At 67.7% G+C, this 16,276-nt stretch carries 7 protein-coding genes; all 7 read right to left on the bottom strand.

Annotated elements, in window-relative coordinates; translation table 11 throughout:
• Positions 1-8: 8 nt before the first annotated feature.
• Positions 9-2,387 (bottom strand): penicillin-binding protein 1C, encoded by a 2,379-nt coding sequence (gene pbpC, locus ACE3T8_RS02290; protein WP_374606743.1) that lies wholly within the window; start codon positions 2,385-2,387, stop codon positions 9-11.
• A 133-nt stretch (positions 2,388-2,520) separates the two neighbouring features.
• Entirely contained in the window at positions 2,521-7,473 is a 4,953-nt protein-coding gene (locus ACE3T8_RS02285) for an alpha-2-macroglobulin (RefSeq protein WP_374606476.1), read from the bottom strand.
• Positions 7,474-7,597: 124 nt separating this feature from the next.
• Complete coding sequence (gyrA, locus tag ACE3T8_RS02280) at positions 7,598-10,309, bottom strand: DNA gyrase subunit A (protein WP_374606474.1); 2,712 nt, start codon at positions 10,307-10,309, stop codon at positions 7,598-7,600.
• 327 nt (positions 10,310-10,636) lie between these two features.
• Positions 10,637-11,695 carry an S-methyl-5-thioribose-1-phosphate isomerase gene (gene mtnA, locus ACE3T8_RS02275; RefSeq protein ID WP_374606472.1) on the bottom strand — a complete coding sequence of 353 codons (1,059 nt, stop codon included), beginning with the start codon at positions 11,693-11,695 and terminating at the stop codon, positions 10,637-10,639.
• Positions 11,696-11,767: 72 nt separating this feature from the next.
• Positions 11,768-12,562 (bottom strand): DUF3011 domain-containing protein, encoded by a 795-nt coding sequence (locus ACE3T8_RS02270; RefSeq protein WP_374606471.1) that lies wholly within the window; start codon positions 12,560-12,562, stop codon positions 11,768-11,770.
• A 112-nt stretch (positions 12,563-12,674) separates the two neighbouring features.
• Entirely contained in the window at positions 12,675-13,697 is a 1,023-nt protein-coding gene (epmA, locus tag ACE3T8_RS02265; protein ID WP_374606469.1) for an EF-P lysine aminoacylase EpmA, read from the bottom strand.
• Positions 13,694-16,036 carry an NAD-dependent DNA ligase LigA gene (ligA, locus tag ACE3T8_RS02260; RefSeq protein ID WP_374606467.1) on the bottom strand — a complete coding sequence of 781 codons (2,343 nt, stop codon included), beginning with the start codon at positions 16,034-16,036 and terminating at the stop codon, positions 13,694-13,696. The genes epmA and ligA overlap by 4 nt, the downstream gene beginning before the upstream one ends.
• Between the last annotated feature and the right edge of the window lie 240 nt (positions 16,037-16,276).

Genomic DNA, 16,276 nt, shown 5'->3' with positions numbered 1-16,276 from the left:
CCCGTCCGTCAGCGCGCCGGTGCCAGCACGCTGAAGCGGATGCCGTGCCACGCGCCGGAATCCGCCAGCGCGGTCAGTTCATGCGTGCCGGGCGTGTCGAAGACATGCACCAGCGAACGACCACCATCGGTTTCGCCGATCCAGCGGCCGTCCAGCAGCCATTGCACGCGCCCCTCGCTGCCGAGTGCGCGCAATGACAGGCGCACGCCACCATCGCCGCCGGGTGGCGACACCAAGGTTGCGCCATCGTTGAGACCTTCGATGCGCAGCGCGGTGCCAGCATCGCGGCCATCGTCGCTGCAGTCGTCGGCGAGGGGCGGCAGGCGCGAGGCCTGGCGCCACGCCGCTGGCAACCACGGTGACGCCAGCGCTGGCCAGCGGGCGAGTTCCGCGGAGCGCGTGTCATGCGGAAATGCGCAGTCGGCAGACAACCGACGGCCGCTGCGCGCATCGACCTGGAAGCGTTCGATGCCGGCATTCCACAGCCGCGCATCGCGTTCGGCGAAGGTCGGCGGAATCGCGCCATCCAGCACCCAGGCCGGCACCCGCTTCTGGCACAGTGCGGCCGGTTGCGCATCGGCGGCGATGCCCAGCGGCCAGCAGATGTCGGCTTCCGTCACGCTTGCCGGCTTCGCCACGCGCCCGGCATCGCCCGGCTGGCGCGGCAGGCTGTCGACCACCTCGAACAGCAACGGCAGCGCGGTGACCGCGCCGTACTGGCCCGGCAGCGGCGTGCCATCCGGACGGCCCACCCACACGCCGACCGTGTAGCGACGGGTGCCGCCGATCGCCCATGCATCGCGATAGCCGTAGCTGGTGCCGGTCTTCCACGCCACCCGCGGGCGGCGGCCAGTGTCGAAGGTGCCCTCACCCTCGCCGGGTCGCGGATTGGCGGCCAGCACCTCGCGCACGATCCACGCCGCGCCGGGCGACAGCAATCGGCGCTCGATGCGCGGATCGGCCGGCGAATAGCGCACGCGGCCGGCGATGCCATCGCGATGCAGCGCCGCGAACGCACCGACCAGGTCCTCCAGTCGCGCACCGGTGCCGCCGAGGATCATCGACAGGTTGGGCGACGCACCGCGCGGGAATTTCAGGATGATGCCGGCATGCTCCAGCCGCGCGGCGAACCGCGCCGGACCGACGCGCTCCAGCAGGTCCACCGCCGGCACGTTGAGCGACAACCGCAACGCAGTGGCTGCGCCGACCGGACCGTTGAACGCGGCATCGAAATTGGAGGGCCGATAGCCGCCGAACGACTGCGGCGCGTCGACCAGCAGGCTTTCGGAGTGGATCATCCCGGCATCCAGCGCCATGCCGTACAGGAACGGCTTGAGCGTTGAGCCCGGCGAGCGCCAGGCCTGCACCATATCGACGTGGCCAAGGCGCGGTTTGTCGCCGAATGCGACGGAGCCCACGTAGGCACGCGCTTCCAGCGTTGCGTTGTCGACGACGAGCAATGCGGCCGATGTGCGCGGTGGCAGGTCGGAGAAATAGGTGCCGACGCGCTCCTCCAGCGTGCGTTGCAGCGAGGCATCCAGCGTCGAGGCAATGCGCTCCACCTTCGGGTACGTGGTGCGCAGGCGCTGGGCGAGCAACGCGGCATCCATCGGTGGACGCAACCGGCGCGAGACGACGCTTTCGATGCGCGCATCCTCGACCTGCGCCTGCGTCCAGGTGCCGCTGCTCGCCATCCGCGCCAGCAGCTTGTCGCGCGCCTGGCGCGCGGCGTCGGGCGAGCGGTCCGGCCGCAGGCGGCTCGGCGCTTGCGGGAGCACGGCGAGCAGCGCGGCCTCGGCATGCGACAGCCGCGCCGCAGGCTTGCCTAGATAGGCCCAACTCGCCGCTTCCACGCCTTCGATGGTGCCGCCGAACGGTGCGCGTTCCAGGTAGAGCGTGAGGATCTCGCGCTTTGACAGGTGCGCTTCCAGTTGCAACGCACGCAGCGCCTGCCGCAGTTTTCCGAATGGCGTGCGCGTGCGCGATCCACGCAAGCCGGGATCGAGGATGCGCGCCACCTGCATGGTCAGGGTCGAGCCGCCCGACACGATCCTGCGGTTGCCCAGCACCTGGCCACCCGCGCGCAGCAATGCGACCGGATTGATGCCGGGATGCTTCCAGAACCAGCGATCCTCGTAGGCCAGCAGGGCCTGCACATACAGCGGCGAGACCTGTTCAATGCGGGTCGGGTAACGCCAGATGCCTTGCGCATCGGCGAACGCGCGCAAGGGACTGCCGTCGCGTGCCGAAACCACGATGCTGGTGTCGCGCCTGGACGGCAACGGCAGCGGGAACAGCAGATCGAGCAACAGCAACGTCGACAGGAGTGCGACGCTGCCCCAGCGCAGCCAGGGCAGCCAGGGCAGCCAGGGCAGCAGGCATCGCAGCGTTGCTTTTTCCCTTCTCCCACCGGGAGAAGGTGGCGCGAAGCGCCGGATGAGGGTTCGTGGTAATCCCACAGTCTGTGCCCGCCGAACCCTCACCCCACCCCCTCTCCCGGCGGGAGAGGGGCCATATTCGTCACGGCTGCACCACCGTGATGCTCGCCGGCACCGCCTTGCCCACGCCGCGCAATGCCGGGCGATACATGTCCTCGACCAACGAGGGCGGCGCGGTGTAGGTGCCGGGGGTGACCGCGCGCACCAGGTAGAACAACCGCGCCCGGCTGCCCGCACCGAGCTTCAGGGCGGCGATGTAGCGGTCATCGCGGAACTCCTCGTGGCGGATCTCCGCTTCGCCGCCGCGCGAAGTGATGTCGATGCCGTCGACCACCACGTCGGCCCACTGCTTGCCGTCGCCCAGGTTGAAGTTCTCGATCTCCAGGCCGGCCGGCAGCAGGTCGGTGAGCAGCGCGTCGGGCATGTCGCGATCGGCGGTGATGCTGACCCGCACGATCAACGCCTCGCCTTCCTTCAGCGGCCGCGGCGTCCACGGCTTGCCGTCGGTGCCGTACAGGGCCCGCTCGACCTTGATCACGCTGGCATCGGCCGCCGGCGCACTGCGCGGCACGCCGGCCACGTCCAGGCTGGCGTAGAACGGTGGCTCGCCCTGCGGGACGAAGCGCACGCCCTTGGCCAGTGCGGCGAAATCGAAATCGCGCCCGAAGGCCTTGGCCGCGGCGATGGCCTCAACGCCCGCCGCAGTGGTCAGCGTGCCGGCGACCTGCTTCTTCTGGTCGGCCAGCAGTGCCTTGCCGAGACGCGCCAACGCGATCTGCTCCTGCGTGCTCAGGTAGAACCACGGCGCGTTGCGACGCGCATCGAGGTCGCGGCCGAGGTCGATCACCTTCGCATCGAACGCCGGCTTCGCGTAGCCACGCTCGTGGGTGAGCGCGATCATCAGCGCGCCGTCGCGCAGCGGGCTGCCGTAGTCGCCGAGGTAGCCCACGCGATCACCCTGGAACGCGAAGCCTTCGGCGATCGCCTTCTGCCCACGCACCTTGTCCCCCTGCATCGCCAGCGCCAGTCCGAGCTGCACCAGCGGCAAGCCCTTCAAGGCCTTCTTGCGCTCGTTGTCGTACAAGGCACGCAGCGTGCCCAGCGGCGCGCGATTGACCCGCGCCAACGCATAGCCCGCATGCGCCTGGTAGGCGAACTTCAGGTATTCGCGCTGGTCGCGGCCATAGAACTCGTGGCCGCCAGCCAGCAGGTCCTCGCTGAGCCGTTGCAGGGCTTTCTGCAGCACGGCATCCGGAACAGCGAAGCCGCCTTCGCGCGCGTCCAGCAGGAACTCGACGATGTACGGCGTCAACGCGGGATCGACGTAGTCGTCGCTGCCCCACATCGAGAAATGGCCGGATGCGACCTGCATGGAGGCCAGCCGTCCGAACGCGCCTTCCATCCGCGCACGCCGTTTTGCCGCATCCAGCCCGCCCACGCCGAACTGTTTCGCGCTGGCGGCATCCAGCAACAGCGCCGCATAGCCCTTGCTGGTGGTCTGCTCGGCGCAACCGTAGGGATAGTCCAACGCGCCCTTGAGCGCGGCGGCGAACGGGATCGGCGGCACCGCGCTGACCAGCATGCGCGCGCTCACCGAGCCCGGCATCAGGCCGTCAGCGAAGCCGGCGTCCATCGTCGCCGCGCTGCCCTCGCCCAGCACCTGGGTGCGCGAACGCACGACCGAAGGCCATGCCGGCCGCACCGGCAGGTCGTACTTGCGGTCGACCTTCGCCCCGTTCCCATCCACCCGCACCCGCACCTGCGCCACGCTGAAACCTTCCTGCGCGGCCAGCGGGAAACTCAGCGTGGACTTGGCCTCGCCGGCGAGTTGCAGCGTGCGGCTGCCCTCGCCCACCGACGCCGGGCCGATGCCGTCCACGCGCACCTTGAACTCGCCCGGCTTGCCGGTGAAGTTGGTGATGTCGAGGGTGACCGTGGCGCGGTCGCCCGGCGCCATCACCCGCGGCATGCTGGCCTCGGCGACGATCGGCGCACGCACCACGGTTTCGGCATCGCGATTGCCGTACTGCGTGTCCGAGTACACCAGCGCCGAGACCCGCAAGGTGCCATTGAAATCCGGCACCGCCAGCGAGACCCGCGCATTGCCCTTCGCATCGAGTTGTACCGGACCCGCGAACAGGTCGACAGTCTGCACGCGCGCGGTCGGTCGGCGTGCCTGCGGCAACGCGGCCAGCGGCATGTCGCCACCGAAGCGCATCTTAGCGATGCCACCCTCGAAGCTTTCGATGACGCGCCCGTAGATGTCGTATGCATCCACGCCGAGACGGCGCTGGGCGAAGAAGTGCGCGTTGGCGTCCGGCACCGGGAAACGGGTGATGTTGAGGATGCCGACATCCACTGCCGACACTGTCGCGTACGCCTGCTTGCCGGCCAGTGCCGGCGCGCTGACGATCACCTGCAACGGTTGCTCCGGACGCACCCGCGGTTTCACTGCCAAGCCCACCGCGACCTTGCGATCACGTCGATCCATCGGCACATGGGCGACGCCCACTGCACGCGCGGGCGTGATCTTGCTGGTCGCGCTGCCACCACGGAACACCAGCGCGGTGACGTAGACGTCGTGGCGTTCCCAGTCCTTGGTCACCGGCACTTCGACCACCGTGCCGGGTTTCACGTCGATCGCCTGCACGAACAGCATGCGGTCGCTTTCCACCAGCAGCAGGCCCTTGCCCGGATGCGGCGGCGTCAACGTCGCCTTCAGCGTGTCGCCGGCGCGGTAGGCGGTCTTGTCCAATGCCAGCTTGACCTTGTCCGGACGCGCATCGAGGCCGCGGTTGGCATCGTCCCAGCCCCAGCCGGCATGGAATGGGTAGCGCGACGTCAGCCTGGTCGCCGGATCGAACACGTCGATCCGGTATTCGCCCCACTCCACCGGCACGTCGAAGCGCACCGCGGTCGCGCCCGCGTCCAGGGTGAGCACCTGCTTGTTCTCGAAGCGGCGGGTGAAGTCGTAGTCCCAGCCGGTGTCGTCATCAAAGCTCCAGTGGTAGTCGCGATGTTCGCGCACCAGGGTGACCTTCAATCCCTTGAGCGGACGCGGCGTCCCGTCGGGACCGAAGCGCATCAGCTCGAAGCGCGCGTTGGCATTCGCGTCCGCGCCGTCCCCGTCGTCGAACAACGGGCGCACGCCGACCAGCGCATCGGCCGGCCACAGCACGCGCTCCACGCTGCGGTTGACGCTGCGCCCACCGGACTCGTACAGGCTGCCGGAGACAATCGCCTTCACCGGCGTGTTGCCCTTCACTTCGGCCGGCAGGGCGATGTCCTGCGCCAGCTTGCCTTCGGCATCCAGCGTGCCTTCGACCACGTCCTTGGCTTCCTTCGGCAGTTCCACCGTGGGGTCGCCGAAGAAGTAGCCCTTGGCCTGCGCCAACGGATGCTGGTCGACCGTGACCGCGAGTTTCGCGGTGAAGCGGTTGCCGGATGCCGGTGCGCCATAGAGATAGGCACCAGTAGCGCGCAGGCGCAGCGGTTCACCGGGATGCAGGATCGGATCCGCGCTGTCGAGGTCCAGCTTCATGCGTTCCGGCAGGAATTCCTCGATGCGCAGGGCCATGCCCTGCACCGCTTCCTTGCTGGCGGGGTCGGTGCGGAACTCGACCTGCCATTTGCCGGTCGGCGCTTCCACCGGGATCGCCTTCTCGAAGCGGAAGTAGCCCTGCGCACCGGGCTCGATGCGCGACTCGACGAAGGTCTTGCCATCCGGTTGCTTCAGTCGCACGAACAGCGATTGCGCCTTGCCGTTCTTGGTGACCACCGGCTTGCCGTCGTTGTCGCGCAACAGCGCGGAGACGCGCACGGTTTCGCCGGGGCGGTACAGGTCGCGGCCCGACCAGGCGAACACGTCGAACCAGGCTTGGCCGCGGCCGCTGACCGCGAATTCGGACAGGTCCAGCGCCGGCTGGTTGAACGGCAGCATCGACACGTCCTTGCCGCGCGCCGCAGTAAGCACGTGGGCCGCGTCCAGCGTGTAGTCCAGCACCGCGTTGCCGTTGCCGTCGGTCTTGCCCCTGAACACCGGCGCGCCCCGCGCATCCAGTACCCGCAACTCGGCATTGGCCAGCGCATCGCCATCCGCCAGCGAAGCGGTATGCACGAACAGCTTGTCCTTGTATGCGCGCACATGCAGGCCGATGTCGCTGACGGTGAAGAACGCGGTGTCGTAGTCGTCCTTGAACGCACCGGCCTTCTTCATCACCGCGAAGTACAGGCCGGGCTGCTGCAACTCGGCGATGTCCTGCACCGGCAAGTGGGTCAGCACGCGTTCGTTGCGCGCGCCGCCCAGCACGAAGCGGTTGACGTACACGGGCTCCGCCAGCTTGGAGATCGGCGGGCGGCTGTCCTCGTCGCTTTCGTCGTACCATGACGGGTCGAGTTCCCAACTGCCACGGCGACCACCACGCTGGTACTCGGCGAAAAAGCGCGGCAGCGAGGCTTCGCGCACGCGCAGGAATTCGACATCGACCTCGGCCACGTTGACCGACACCACCGGCAGGCCGCGCGAATCCTTGGCCGGCAACACGCTGCCCTGCGAGGCGAAGCCGACCGCCGGTTCCAGTTCGCCGGTGAAGACCTTCATCTCGATATCGCGGCCGATCCTGCTGCCATCCGCCGCCGTCAAGCCGGCGGCAACAGTGAGCGTGTAGGTCTTGTTGGCTTCGACATGGGGGAAGCGCAGGATCTTGCCGTCGTCGTCCAGGGCCCAACTGCTTTCCTCGTTGCTGGCGGCCGTGTCGAAGGTCAGCAGCTTGTCGAAGTCCTGGGTGCCGACCAGCGGCCGCGAGAACTCCACCGCGATCGCCAGCGCGTCGCGCCCCTGGTCCGGGTAGGCGCGCACCACCGCGAAGCCCTTGACCTCCTCGCGCTTGGCCTGGATCGCCTCGCCACTGGTCGCGGGCAGCTGGCCGGCCGGATCGCGCTTGCAAGCCGGCAACCCCAGGGCCAGCGAGAGCACCAGCGACACCACCAACCAGCGGCGCAACGCGCGCGCCATCGACATCCCTCGGATACGCATCGCGGTTCCTTCCTGCCAGTCGGTTTCGAGTATAGGACGCGGATCGGCACGCCGGCCGGCCGGGGCGCGCGCAAACAAAAAGCCCGGCATTCAGCCGGGCTTTCGTCTTGCAACACGGTGACGATCAAGGCACCGCGGGTGGATCGATTGCATCCCCGGCAACCGCTTCGCCGATAACCTCCGCCTCTTCCGCCAGCGAGCCGTCCAGGCGTTCGACAGCCTGCAGCTTCTCGCCCTTGGACAGGCGGATCAGGGTCACGCCCTGGGTGTTGCGGCCCACCCGGGAAATCTCCGAGCCACGCGTGCGCACCAAAGTGCCGCCGTCCGAAATCAGCAGGACCTCATCGGTGCTGCCCAGCAGGACCGCGCCGACCAGCTTGCCGTTGCGCTCAGTGGTCTGGATGCCGATCACGCCCTGGGTGCCGCGCCCCTTGCGCGGGTATTCGGCCAGTGGGGTGCGCTTGCCGTAGCCGTTCTCGGTCGCGGTCAGGATGTAGGCGGTCGCGCCGTCGTCGACCACGGCCTCTACCACGTCGCTGCGGACCTCGATCGCGTCATCGACCACCTCGTCGCCGATCTCCTCGTCCAGCTCGATGCCGCCGGCCGACTCCGCCACGATAAGGCTGACCACTTCCTCGCCCTTGGCCATGCGGATGCCACGCACGCCGGTCGAGGTACGGCCAGTCGAGCGCACCTTGCCTTCGCCGAAGCGCACGGTCTTGCCATTGCTGGCGAACAGCAGCACGTCGCGCTGGCCGTCGGTCAGCGCCACGCCGACCAGGGCATCGCCCTCGTCCAGGTTGATCGCCTTCTTGCCGCGCGCCAGGCGGTACGCGAATTCGGTCAACGGGGTCTTCTTGACCGTGCCGTCGCGGGTGGCGAAGAACACGTACTGGCCGTCCGCGTATTCGCGCACCGGCAGCACCGCCTGCACCTTCTCGCCGGCTTCCAGCGGGATCCAGTTGATGATCGGGCGGCCGCGCGCATTCGGGCCGGCATCCGGCAACTGGTGCACCGGCAACCAGAACACCTTGCCGCTGCTGGTGAAGGTCAGCAACGTGTCGTGGGTGTTGACCAGCCACAACTGGTCGATGAAATCCTCGTCCTTGGTCGCCGCCGCGCTGCGCCCGCGACCACCGCGCTTCTGCGCGCGATAGGCGCTGACCGGCTGGCGCTTGGCGTAGCCGGCGTGGGAGAGCGTGACCACGACGTCTTCCGGGGCGATCAGGTCGAGGATGTCGAGGTCTTCCTCGGACGCGCGGATCTCGCTGCGGCGTGCATCGCCGAACTCTTCCTTGACGTTCTCGAGCTCGGTGCGGATCACCTGCAGCAACACGTCGGGATCCTCGAGGATCTCGATCAGGCCGCGGATCGTCTCGAGCAGCAGCTTGTATTCCTCGGTGAGCTTTTCCTGCTCCAGCCCGGTCAGGCGATGCAGGCGCATCTCCAGGATCTGCTGGGCCTGGATCTCGGTCAGCTGATAAGCATTTCCAAGAGCCCCCCCGTCGACCAGGCCCACGCCCATCGGCAGGTCGTCGGGACGCGAGGCATCGCTGCCGGCGGCGCTGAGCAGCGCGCCCACCAGCCCGGGCTGCCAGGTCTTGGCCAGCATCCGCTCGCGCGCTTCGTTCGGGTTCGCCGAGGTCTTGATCAGCTCGATCATCTCGTCGATGTTGGCCAGCGCGACGGTCAGGCCTTCCAGGATGTGCGCGCGGGCACGCGCCTTGCGCAGCTCGAAGATCGTCCGGCGGGTCACCACCTCGCGGCGATGGCGCACGAAGGCCTGCAGGATCTGCTTGAGGTTCAGCAGCTGCGGGCGGCCATCGACCAGCGCGACCATGTTGATGCCGAACACCGACTCCATCTGGGTCTGCGAGTAGAGGTTGTTGAGCACGACCTCGGCGGACTCGCCGCGCTTGACCTCGATGTAGATGCGCATGCCGTCCTTGTCGGACTCGTCGCGCAGCTCGCTGATGCCCTCGAGCTTCTTTTCCTTCACCAGCTCGGCGATCTTCTCGATCAGCCGCGCCTTGTTCACCTGGTACGGGATCTCGCTGACCGCGATCGCCTCGCGGCCGTTGTCGGCCACTTCGATCTCCGCGCGCGCGCGCATGCGCACGCGGCCACGACCGGTGCGGTAGGCCAGGTGGATGCCGCCGACGCCGTTGATGATGCCGGCGGTGGGGAAATCCGGGCCGGGGATGTGCTCCATCAGGCCGTCGATGTCGATCGACGGATCGTCGATCAGTGCCAGCAGCGCGTTCACCACCTCGTTGAGGTTGTGCGGCGGGATGTTGGTGGCCATGCCCACCGCGATGCCGGCGGAACCGTTGACCAGCAGGTTCGGGAACCGGGTCGGCATGACCGTCGGCTCGAGTTCCTTTTCGTCATAGTTCGGCTGGAAATCGACGGTTTCCTTGTCGATGTCGGCCATGAGTTCATGGGTCAGGCGCGCCATGCGCGCTTCGGTGTAACGCATCGCCGCGGCGGAGTCGCCATCGACCGAACCGAAGTTGCCCTGCCCGTCCACCAGCAGGTAGCGCAGCGAGAACGGCTGGGCCATGCGCACCAGGGTGTCGTACACCGACTGGTCGCCGTGCGGGTGGTACTTGCCGATGACGTCGCCGACGATGCGCGCGGACTTGTAGTACGGCTTGTTGCTGTGCGCGCCGAGCTCGTGCATGGCGAACAGCACGCGCCGGTGCACCGGCTTGAGGCCATCGCGGACATCCGGGAGGGCGCGCCCCACGATCACGCTCATGGCGTAATCGAGGTAGCTGCGACGCATCTCGTCTTCCAGGTTGACGGGGATGATTTCCTTGGCGAGCTCGGCCATCGTGCGTCCGGTTGTCAGCAAATTCCGCGGCCCGCGAAACGCCTGCGGAAGCGATTCCGCGCAGGGATTCCAAGGGGGTTTTCAGCAACGTGAAATTGTAGCATTTCCGGCGCTTTCAAACATCGCCAATTTCGACGAAGAAACAAGGACTTACGCGAGGATTCCGGTACACGAAGGCGGGTGTGGCAGTACGTCGCTCGGCGGGCACGGCATGGCTCCTTCCCGACGCGTGCGAACATCCTGTTCGACGCGTCGCCGCGGGCCATCCATGGCCCGCTTTACGGAGCCACGCCATACCCGCCCTGAAAGGGTTTCGATCGCCGGGAATCAGGGCTGGAACATCGTCTGCATCGATGCAGCATCAGGCCGTTCCACCACGCCCTGCTCGGTCACGATGGCGTCGATCAGATCGTGCGGGGTGACATCGAACACCGGGTTCCAGGCACGCACGCCTTCGGACACAGTGCGCGCGCCCTTGAACGACAGCAGCTCGGCGGTGTCACGCTCCTCGATCTCGATCAGTTCGCCGGACGCCGTGTCCATGTCCACGGTCGAGGACGGCGCCACCACCATGAACTTGACGCCGTGATGGCGCGCCGCGATCGCCAGCTGGTAGGTGCCGATCTTGTTGGCGGTGTCGCCATTCGCGCAGATGCGGTCTGCACCGACGATCACCCACTGCACCTGCCCGGTCTTCATCAGGTGCGAGGCCGCGGCATCGGCGATCAGGGTGGCGTCGATGCCGTCCTGCTGCAGTTCCCAGACGGTGAGCCGCGCGCCCTGGTTCCACGGACGGGTTTCGCCGGCGAAGACCTGGTCGATGCGGCCCGCCGCCACGCCGGCGCGGATCACGCCCAGCGCGGTGCCGAAGCCGGCCGTCGCCAGCGAACCGGTATTGCAGTGGGTCAGCACGCTGCTGCCGGGCGCGATCAGCGCCGCACCCAACGCGCCCATGTGGCGATTCGCGGCGAGGTCTTCGGTCTCGATCGCACGGGCTTCGCGTTCGAGCACTTCGCGCCAGTCGCTGCCTGCGGCTTCCAGCGCCCGCTGCATGCGCGCCAGCGCCCACGCCAGGTTGACCGCGGTCGGTCGCGAGGCATTGAGGCGGGCCATCGCAGGTGCGAGCGCGAGCGCGGCCTCGCGGCCAGTGGCGGCCTGCACCTCGCGCGCCGCCAGCACCACGCCCCAGGCGGCGGCGATGCCGATCGCCGGCGCGCCGCGCACGGTCAGCGCGTGGATTGCGGTGGCGACGTCGTCGCTGCTGGTGCTGGTCTCGTAGGCCACCGCGAACGGCAGGTTGCGCTGGTCGAGCAGCTCCAGCGAATCGCCGGTCCAGCGGATCGGGCGGATGCGGTCGTAACGGTCGAAATCGAGGGCGTTGTCCATCGCCGGATTATCCGTCATCGTGAAACAAAACCGGCGCCATGCAGGCGCCGGTTTCGGACATGAAGTAGAGACTCAGTAGCTGCGGAATTCCGCGCGGCACCCGTCCGACACCCAGATGCCATTGCGGCCGTAGCCCCAGGTGCGCCCCTGGATGCAGGCGGCGCGCGACAACTGGCGCACCAGTTGCACGCCGGCGCGGGTATTCGCCGCGCATTCGCGGGTGCGGCCATCGCTGGATTCGCAGCGGAAAAGGCGACCGAAGCCATTGTTGGGCCCGCCATACCCACCACCGTAATTGTTACCGCCGTACCCGCCGCCCATCGCGAATTCACCACGGCAGCCCTGCGAGACCCACACGCCGTTGCGGTTCGAGCCCCAGGTGCGGCCTTCCACACAAGCCGTACGCGACAGTTGCTTCACCAGCTCCGCGCGGCCACGGCCATTACCGTTGCACTGGCGCGTGCGACCGTCGTTGGACTCGCAACGGAAGGTCTGGCCATATCCACCGTTGCCGTAACCGTCGTTGTAGCCGCCGTTGCCGTACCCCCCACCGTAGTAGCCATCGTTGTAACCGCCACCGTAACCCGCGACACGGAAGTCGGCGCGGCAGCCGTCATCCACCCAGACGCCGCCCCGATCCTGCCCCCAGGACCGGCCTTCGATGCAGGCGGTGCGCGAATGCTGGCGTTCCAGCACCACCCGGCCGCCGCCACCGGGGAGCGAACAGCGGTTCATGCGTCCATCGTTGGATTCGCAACGGACCACCCCGGTGCCCGGGCCGTATTCCTGCCAGGACTGCGGTGCGGCGATAGCGGGTGCGGCGGACGCCGCGGCAAGCATGGCGGTAGCAAAGATCAGGCGACGCATGGTGACCCCTCCGGTCGTTGTCCTGGCCCACACTTTCCGGCCTGCAGGATTAACAACACGCGAAGGGAATCCCAACGCCAGCCGAACATAAGCCTCCCATTCAGCTGCATGCTCAGGCGCGTGCGAAATCGAACGCCAACACGTCGGCGATACGCGACGTGCCCAACATCGCCATCAGCAATCGATCCACGCCCAGCGCGACGCCTGCGCAGGCCGGCAAGCCGACTTCCAGACCTGCCAGCAAGCGAACGTCCATCGGCGGGACGACATCGCCCCGCTGCTGTCGCACGATGCCGTCGCGCTGGAAGCGCGCACGCTGTTCGCTGGCATCCAGCAGTTCGTGATAGCCATTCGCCAGTTCGATGGACCCGAAGTACAGCTCGAAGCGTTCGGCCACCGGGAACCCGTCGCCATCGTCGCGCAGTCGGGCCAGCGCGCATTGCGATGCCGGATAATCGACGATCGCCAGCAGGCCGTCCGGATCGAAGGCCGGCTGCAGCCGATGGGTCATCAGCAGGTCGAGCCAGTCGTCCCGGGTCAGGCCGGCGGGGTCGATGACGACGTCGCCCAATGCAGCGCGAAGCTCGCCGTCGCTGGCGGTGAGTGGATCGAGGCCGAGGCCGCCGCGATACAGATCCCGATAACGGATCACCCGCAGCGAAGCGTCGCGACCCAGCAGCGATAGCGCCGCACGCACGAGTTCCGCGGTCTCTTCGATCAGCCGCAGGTGGTCCCAGCCGACGCGGTACCACTCCAACATGGTGAATTCGGGGTTGTGCCGCCCTCCCGCCTCGCCGTCGCGGAAGACCCGGCCCAGTTCATAGCAATCGCCGACGCCCGCCGCGAGCAGGCGCTTCAAGGCGAATTCCGGCGAGGTGCGTAGCCAGCGCGTGCGCGGCGCGCCGTCGGTGCGGCCGGAGAACTCGAGCGAGAACGACGCGATGTTCGGATCGGTGTTGCCGGCCAGCGACAGTACCGGGGTTTCCACTTCCAGCACGTTGCGTGCGTGGAAGAACTCGCGGATCAACCGATTGACCCATGCACGCAGCCTGAGCGCATCGCGGGATGCGGACGGCGTCCACGTGGCATCGGGATCGAGGCCATCGCGCCAGACCGGGCCCGCGGCGAACCTCATGCGTGCCGGGCCAGGAAGGCGAGCAACGCGGCCTCGTCCCAGACCTCGATGCCGAGTTCCTCCGCCTTGGCCAGCTTCGATCCGGCCTCGGTGCCGGCGACGACGAAACTGGTCTTCTTCGACACGCTGCCGGCGGTCTTGGCGCCCAGCGCTTCCAGTTTGTCCTTGGCTTCGTCACGCCCCATCGCGGCCAGCGTGCCGGTCAGCACCACGGTCTTGCCATCAAGCGGGCCGACGACCTGTCCGCTGCGTTCCGGCAACCGGTCGCGCAGCGTCTTCATTGCCTGCGCACTGCGCAGCAGCAAGCCGGCATTGGCCTCGTCCTCGAGCCATGCGGCGAGCACGTTGGCGCTGTCGTTCGGCAGGCCGGCCGTGACCATCGAATGCACGGGCGCATCGACCAGCGCTTCGGCGTCGGCGAATGCGGCGGCGAGTTGCGCCGCCCGGACGGGGGTGACCTTGGGGATTTCGAGATCGACCAGCAGCGTGGCCAGGTCCAGTCCTTCGCCGAGTGCCGGATTCGGCGCGTGCGCGTCGCCGATGCGCACGCCGCGTTCCAGCAAGCGATCGATGACGTGTTGATTGCCGGGTTGATCGAGGAAATGACCGAGCGCACGCGCCACTTCGCCACCGATGTCGGGCACGTGCTTGAACAGCGGCCACGGCAGGCGCCGGATCAATTCGAGGTCGCCGAACCACTGCGCCAGCGCCTTCGCCGTACTCTCGCCGACGTGTTCGATGCCGAGCGCGTAGAGGAAGCGCGAGAGCGTGGTGTCGCGGCTGCGGTCAATCGCGGCGATCAGGTTGTCGGCCCATTTGGTGGCGACCTTGCCGGCTTTGACCGTTTCCGGGATCGCGTCGTCGCGCTCCTCGGCGCGGCGTTTCATCTCGAGCAGGTCGTCCAATCTCAGTCGATACAGGTCCGACACGTCCTGCAGGAAGCCGAAGTCGGCCAGCGACTCGAGGTAGCGTTCGCCCAGCCCGTCGATGTCCATCGCCCGGCGGCTGGCAAAGTGGAAGACCGCCTGCACCAGTTGCGCCGGGCAGCTCAGTTCGCCCGAGCAGCGCCAGACCGCCGCGCCTTCCTCGCGTACCACCTCGGAACCGCAGACCGGGCAGGCCATCGGCATCGCCCACGGCACCGTGTTCGCCGGTCGCTGCTCGAGCACCACCTGCACGACTTCCGGGATCACGTCGCCGGCGCGACGGACGATCACCGTGTCGCCGTTGCGCACGTCGAGCCTGGCCACGTGGTCGGCGTTGTGCAGGGTCGCTCGGGTGACGGTGACGCCACCGACCTGTACCGGCTGCATCAACGCCCACGGCGTGACCGCACCGGTGCGACCGACGTTGACTTCGATCGACTCAAGCACGGTCGCCTGTTCCTGCGCGGGGAACTTGTGGGCGATGGCCCAGCGCGGCGCGCGCGACACGAAGCCCATCTCGCGCTGGCCGGCGATGTCGTCGAGCTTGTAGACCACGCCGTCGATGTCGAACGGCAGGCCATCACGGGCCTCGCCGATGCGCCGGTAATAGCCCAGCAGGCCGTCGACGCCCTGCACCACCGTGGCGAGGTCGCTGACCGGGAAGCCCCAGTCGCGCAGTTTGGCCAGCGTCGCGGAATGCGTGGTCGGCAGCGCGCCGCCTTCGACCTGGCCAATGCCGTAGGCGAAGAAGCTCAAGGGGCGTTGCGCGGTCTGCTTCGAGTCGATCTGCCGCAGGGAGCCGGCAGCGCCGTTGCGCGGATTGGCCAGAACCTTGCCGCCATGCAGGCGCGCCTGTTGGTTCCAGCGTTCGAAGTCGGCGCGGCCCATGTAAACCTCGCCGCGGACTTCCAGCACGCGTGGCCAGCCGGTGCCCAAGAGCTTGTGCGGGATATCACCGATGGTACGCAGGTTGGCGGTCACGTCCTCGCCGGTGGCGCCATCGCCGCGGGTCGCGCCCTGCACGAACACGCCATCCTCGTAGCGCAGGCTGATCGCCAGGCCGTCGAGTTTCGGTTCCGCGGAAAACGCCGGTTCATCGTGATCCAGACGTTCGCGGATCCGGCGTACGAAATCGCCCACTTCACCGTCTTCGAAGGCATTGCCCAGCGACAGCATCGGCACCGCATGCACGACTTCCGCGAAGCGGCCCGAGGGCGCGGCACCAACCCTGCGGGTCGGCGAATCGGTACGGGCAAGTTCAGGATGCGCTTGCTCGAGCGCCTCAAGCTCCCGCACCAGCGCGTCGTACTGCGCATCGGTGATGTCCGGCGCATCCAGCCCGTGGTAACGCCGGTTGGCGTCCTCGATGCGGGAGCGGAGTTCGGCGATGCGGGTGTCGGCGTCGGTCGGCATCATCTGATTTTAAGGTTCATCACGGAAGTCCGGGGAGCGCCCACAAAAAAAGGAACGGCGGATTCGGGTGAAGATGTTTGTGCGACCAAACGTCTAAACCGAAGCCACCGTTGCCATGTCAGATAGTAAAGCTTGCCTACCGTTCTGGGAGGGCTTTCATGTGGCCGACCTCCAGGTCGGTGCCGATCTCGTCCAGATCACGCTCGATGCCCAGCCTGCTCAGCCGCTGTTGTGCAGCGG

Source organism: Thermomonas sp. (assembly GCF_041919455.1).
GTDB lineage: Bacteria > Pseudomonadota > Gammaproteobacteria > Xanthomonadales > Xanthomonadaceae > Thermomonas.
Note: the sequence above shows the minus strand (reverse complement) of the source record. Positions and strands in the feature narration are given on the sequence as shown.

Bases quoted from the DNA above. Each gene is read 5' to 3' on its own strand.
- epmA (WP_374606469.1), bottom strand. From the start codon at position 13,697: ATGAGGTTCGCCGCGGGCCCGGTCTGGCGCGATGGCCTCGATCCCGAT.
- gyrA (WP_374606474.1), bottom strand. From the start codon at position 10,309: ATGGCCGAGCTCGCCAAGGAAATCATCCCCGTCAACCTGGAAGACGAG.
- mtnA (WP_374606472.1), bottom strand. From the start codon at position 11,695: ATGGACAACGCCCTCGATTTCGACCGTTACGACCGCATCCGCCCGATC.
- ACE3T8_RS02285 (WP_374606476.1), bottom strand. From the start codon at position 7,473: ATGCGTATCCGAGGGATGTCGATGGCGCGCGCGTTGCGCCGCTGGTTG.
- ACE3T8_RS02270 (WP_374606471.1), bottom strand. From the start codon at position 12,562: ATGCGTCGCCTGATCTTTGCTACCGCCATGCTTGCCGCGGCGTCCGCC.
- ligA (WP_374606467.1), bottom strand. From the start codon at position 16,036: ATGCCGACCGACGCCGACACCCGCATCGCCGAACTCCGCTCCCGCATC.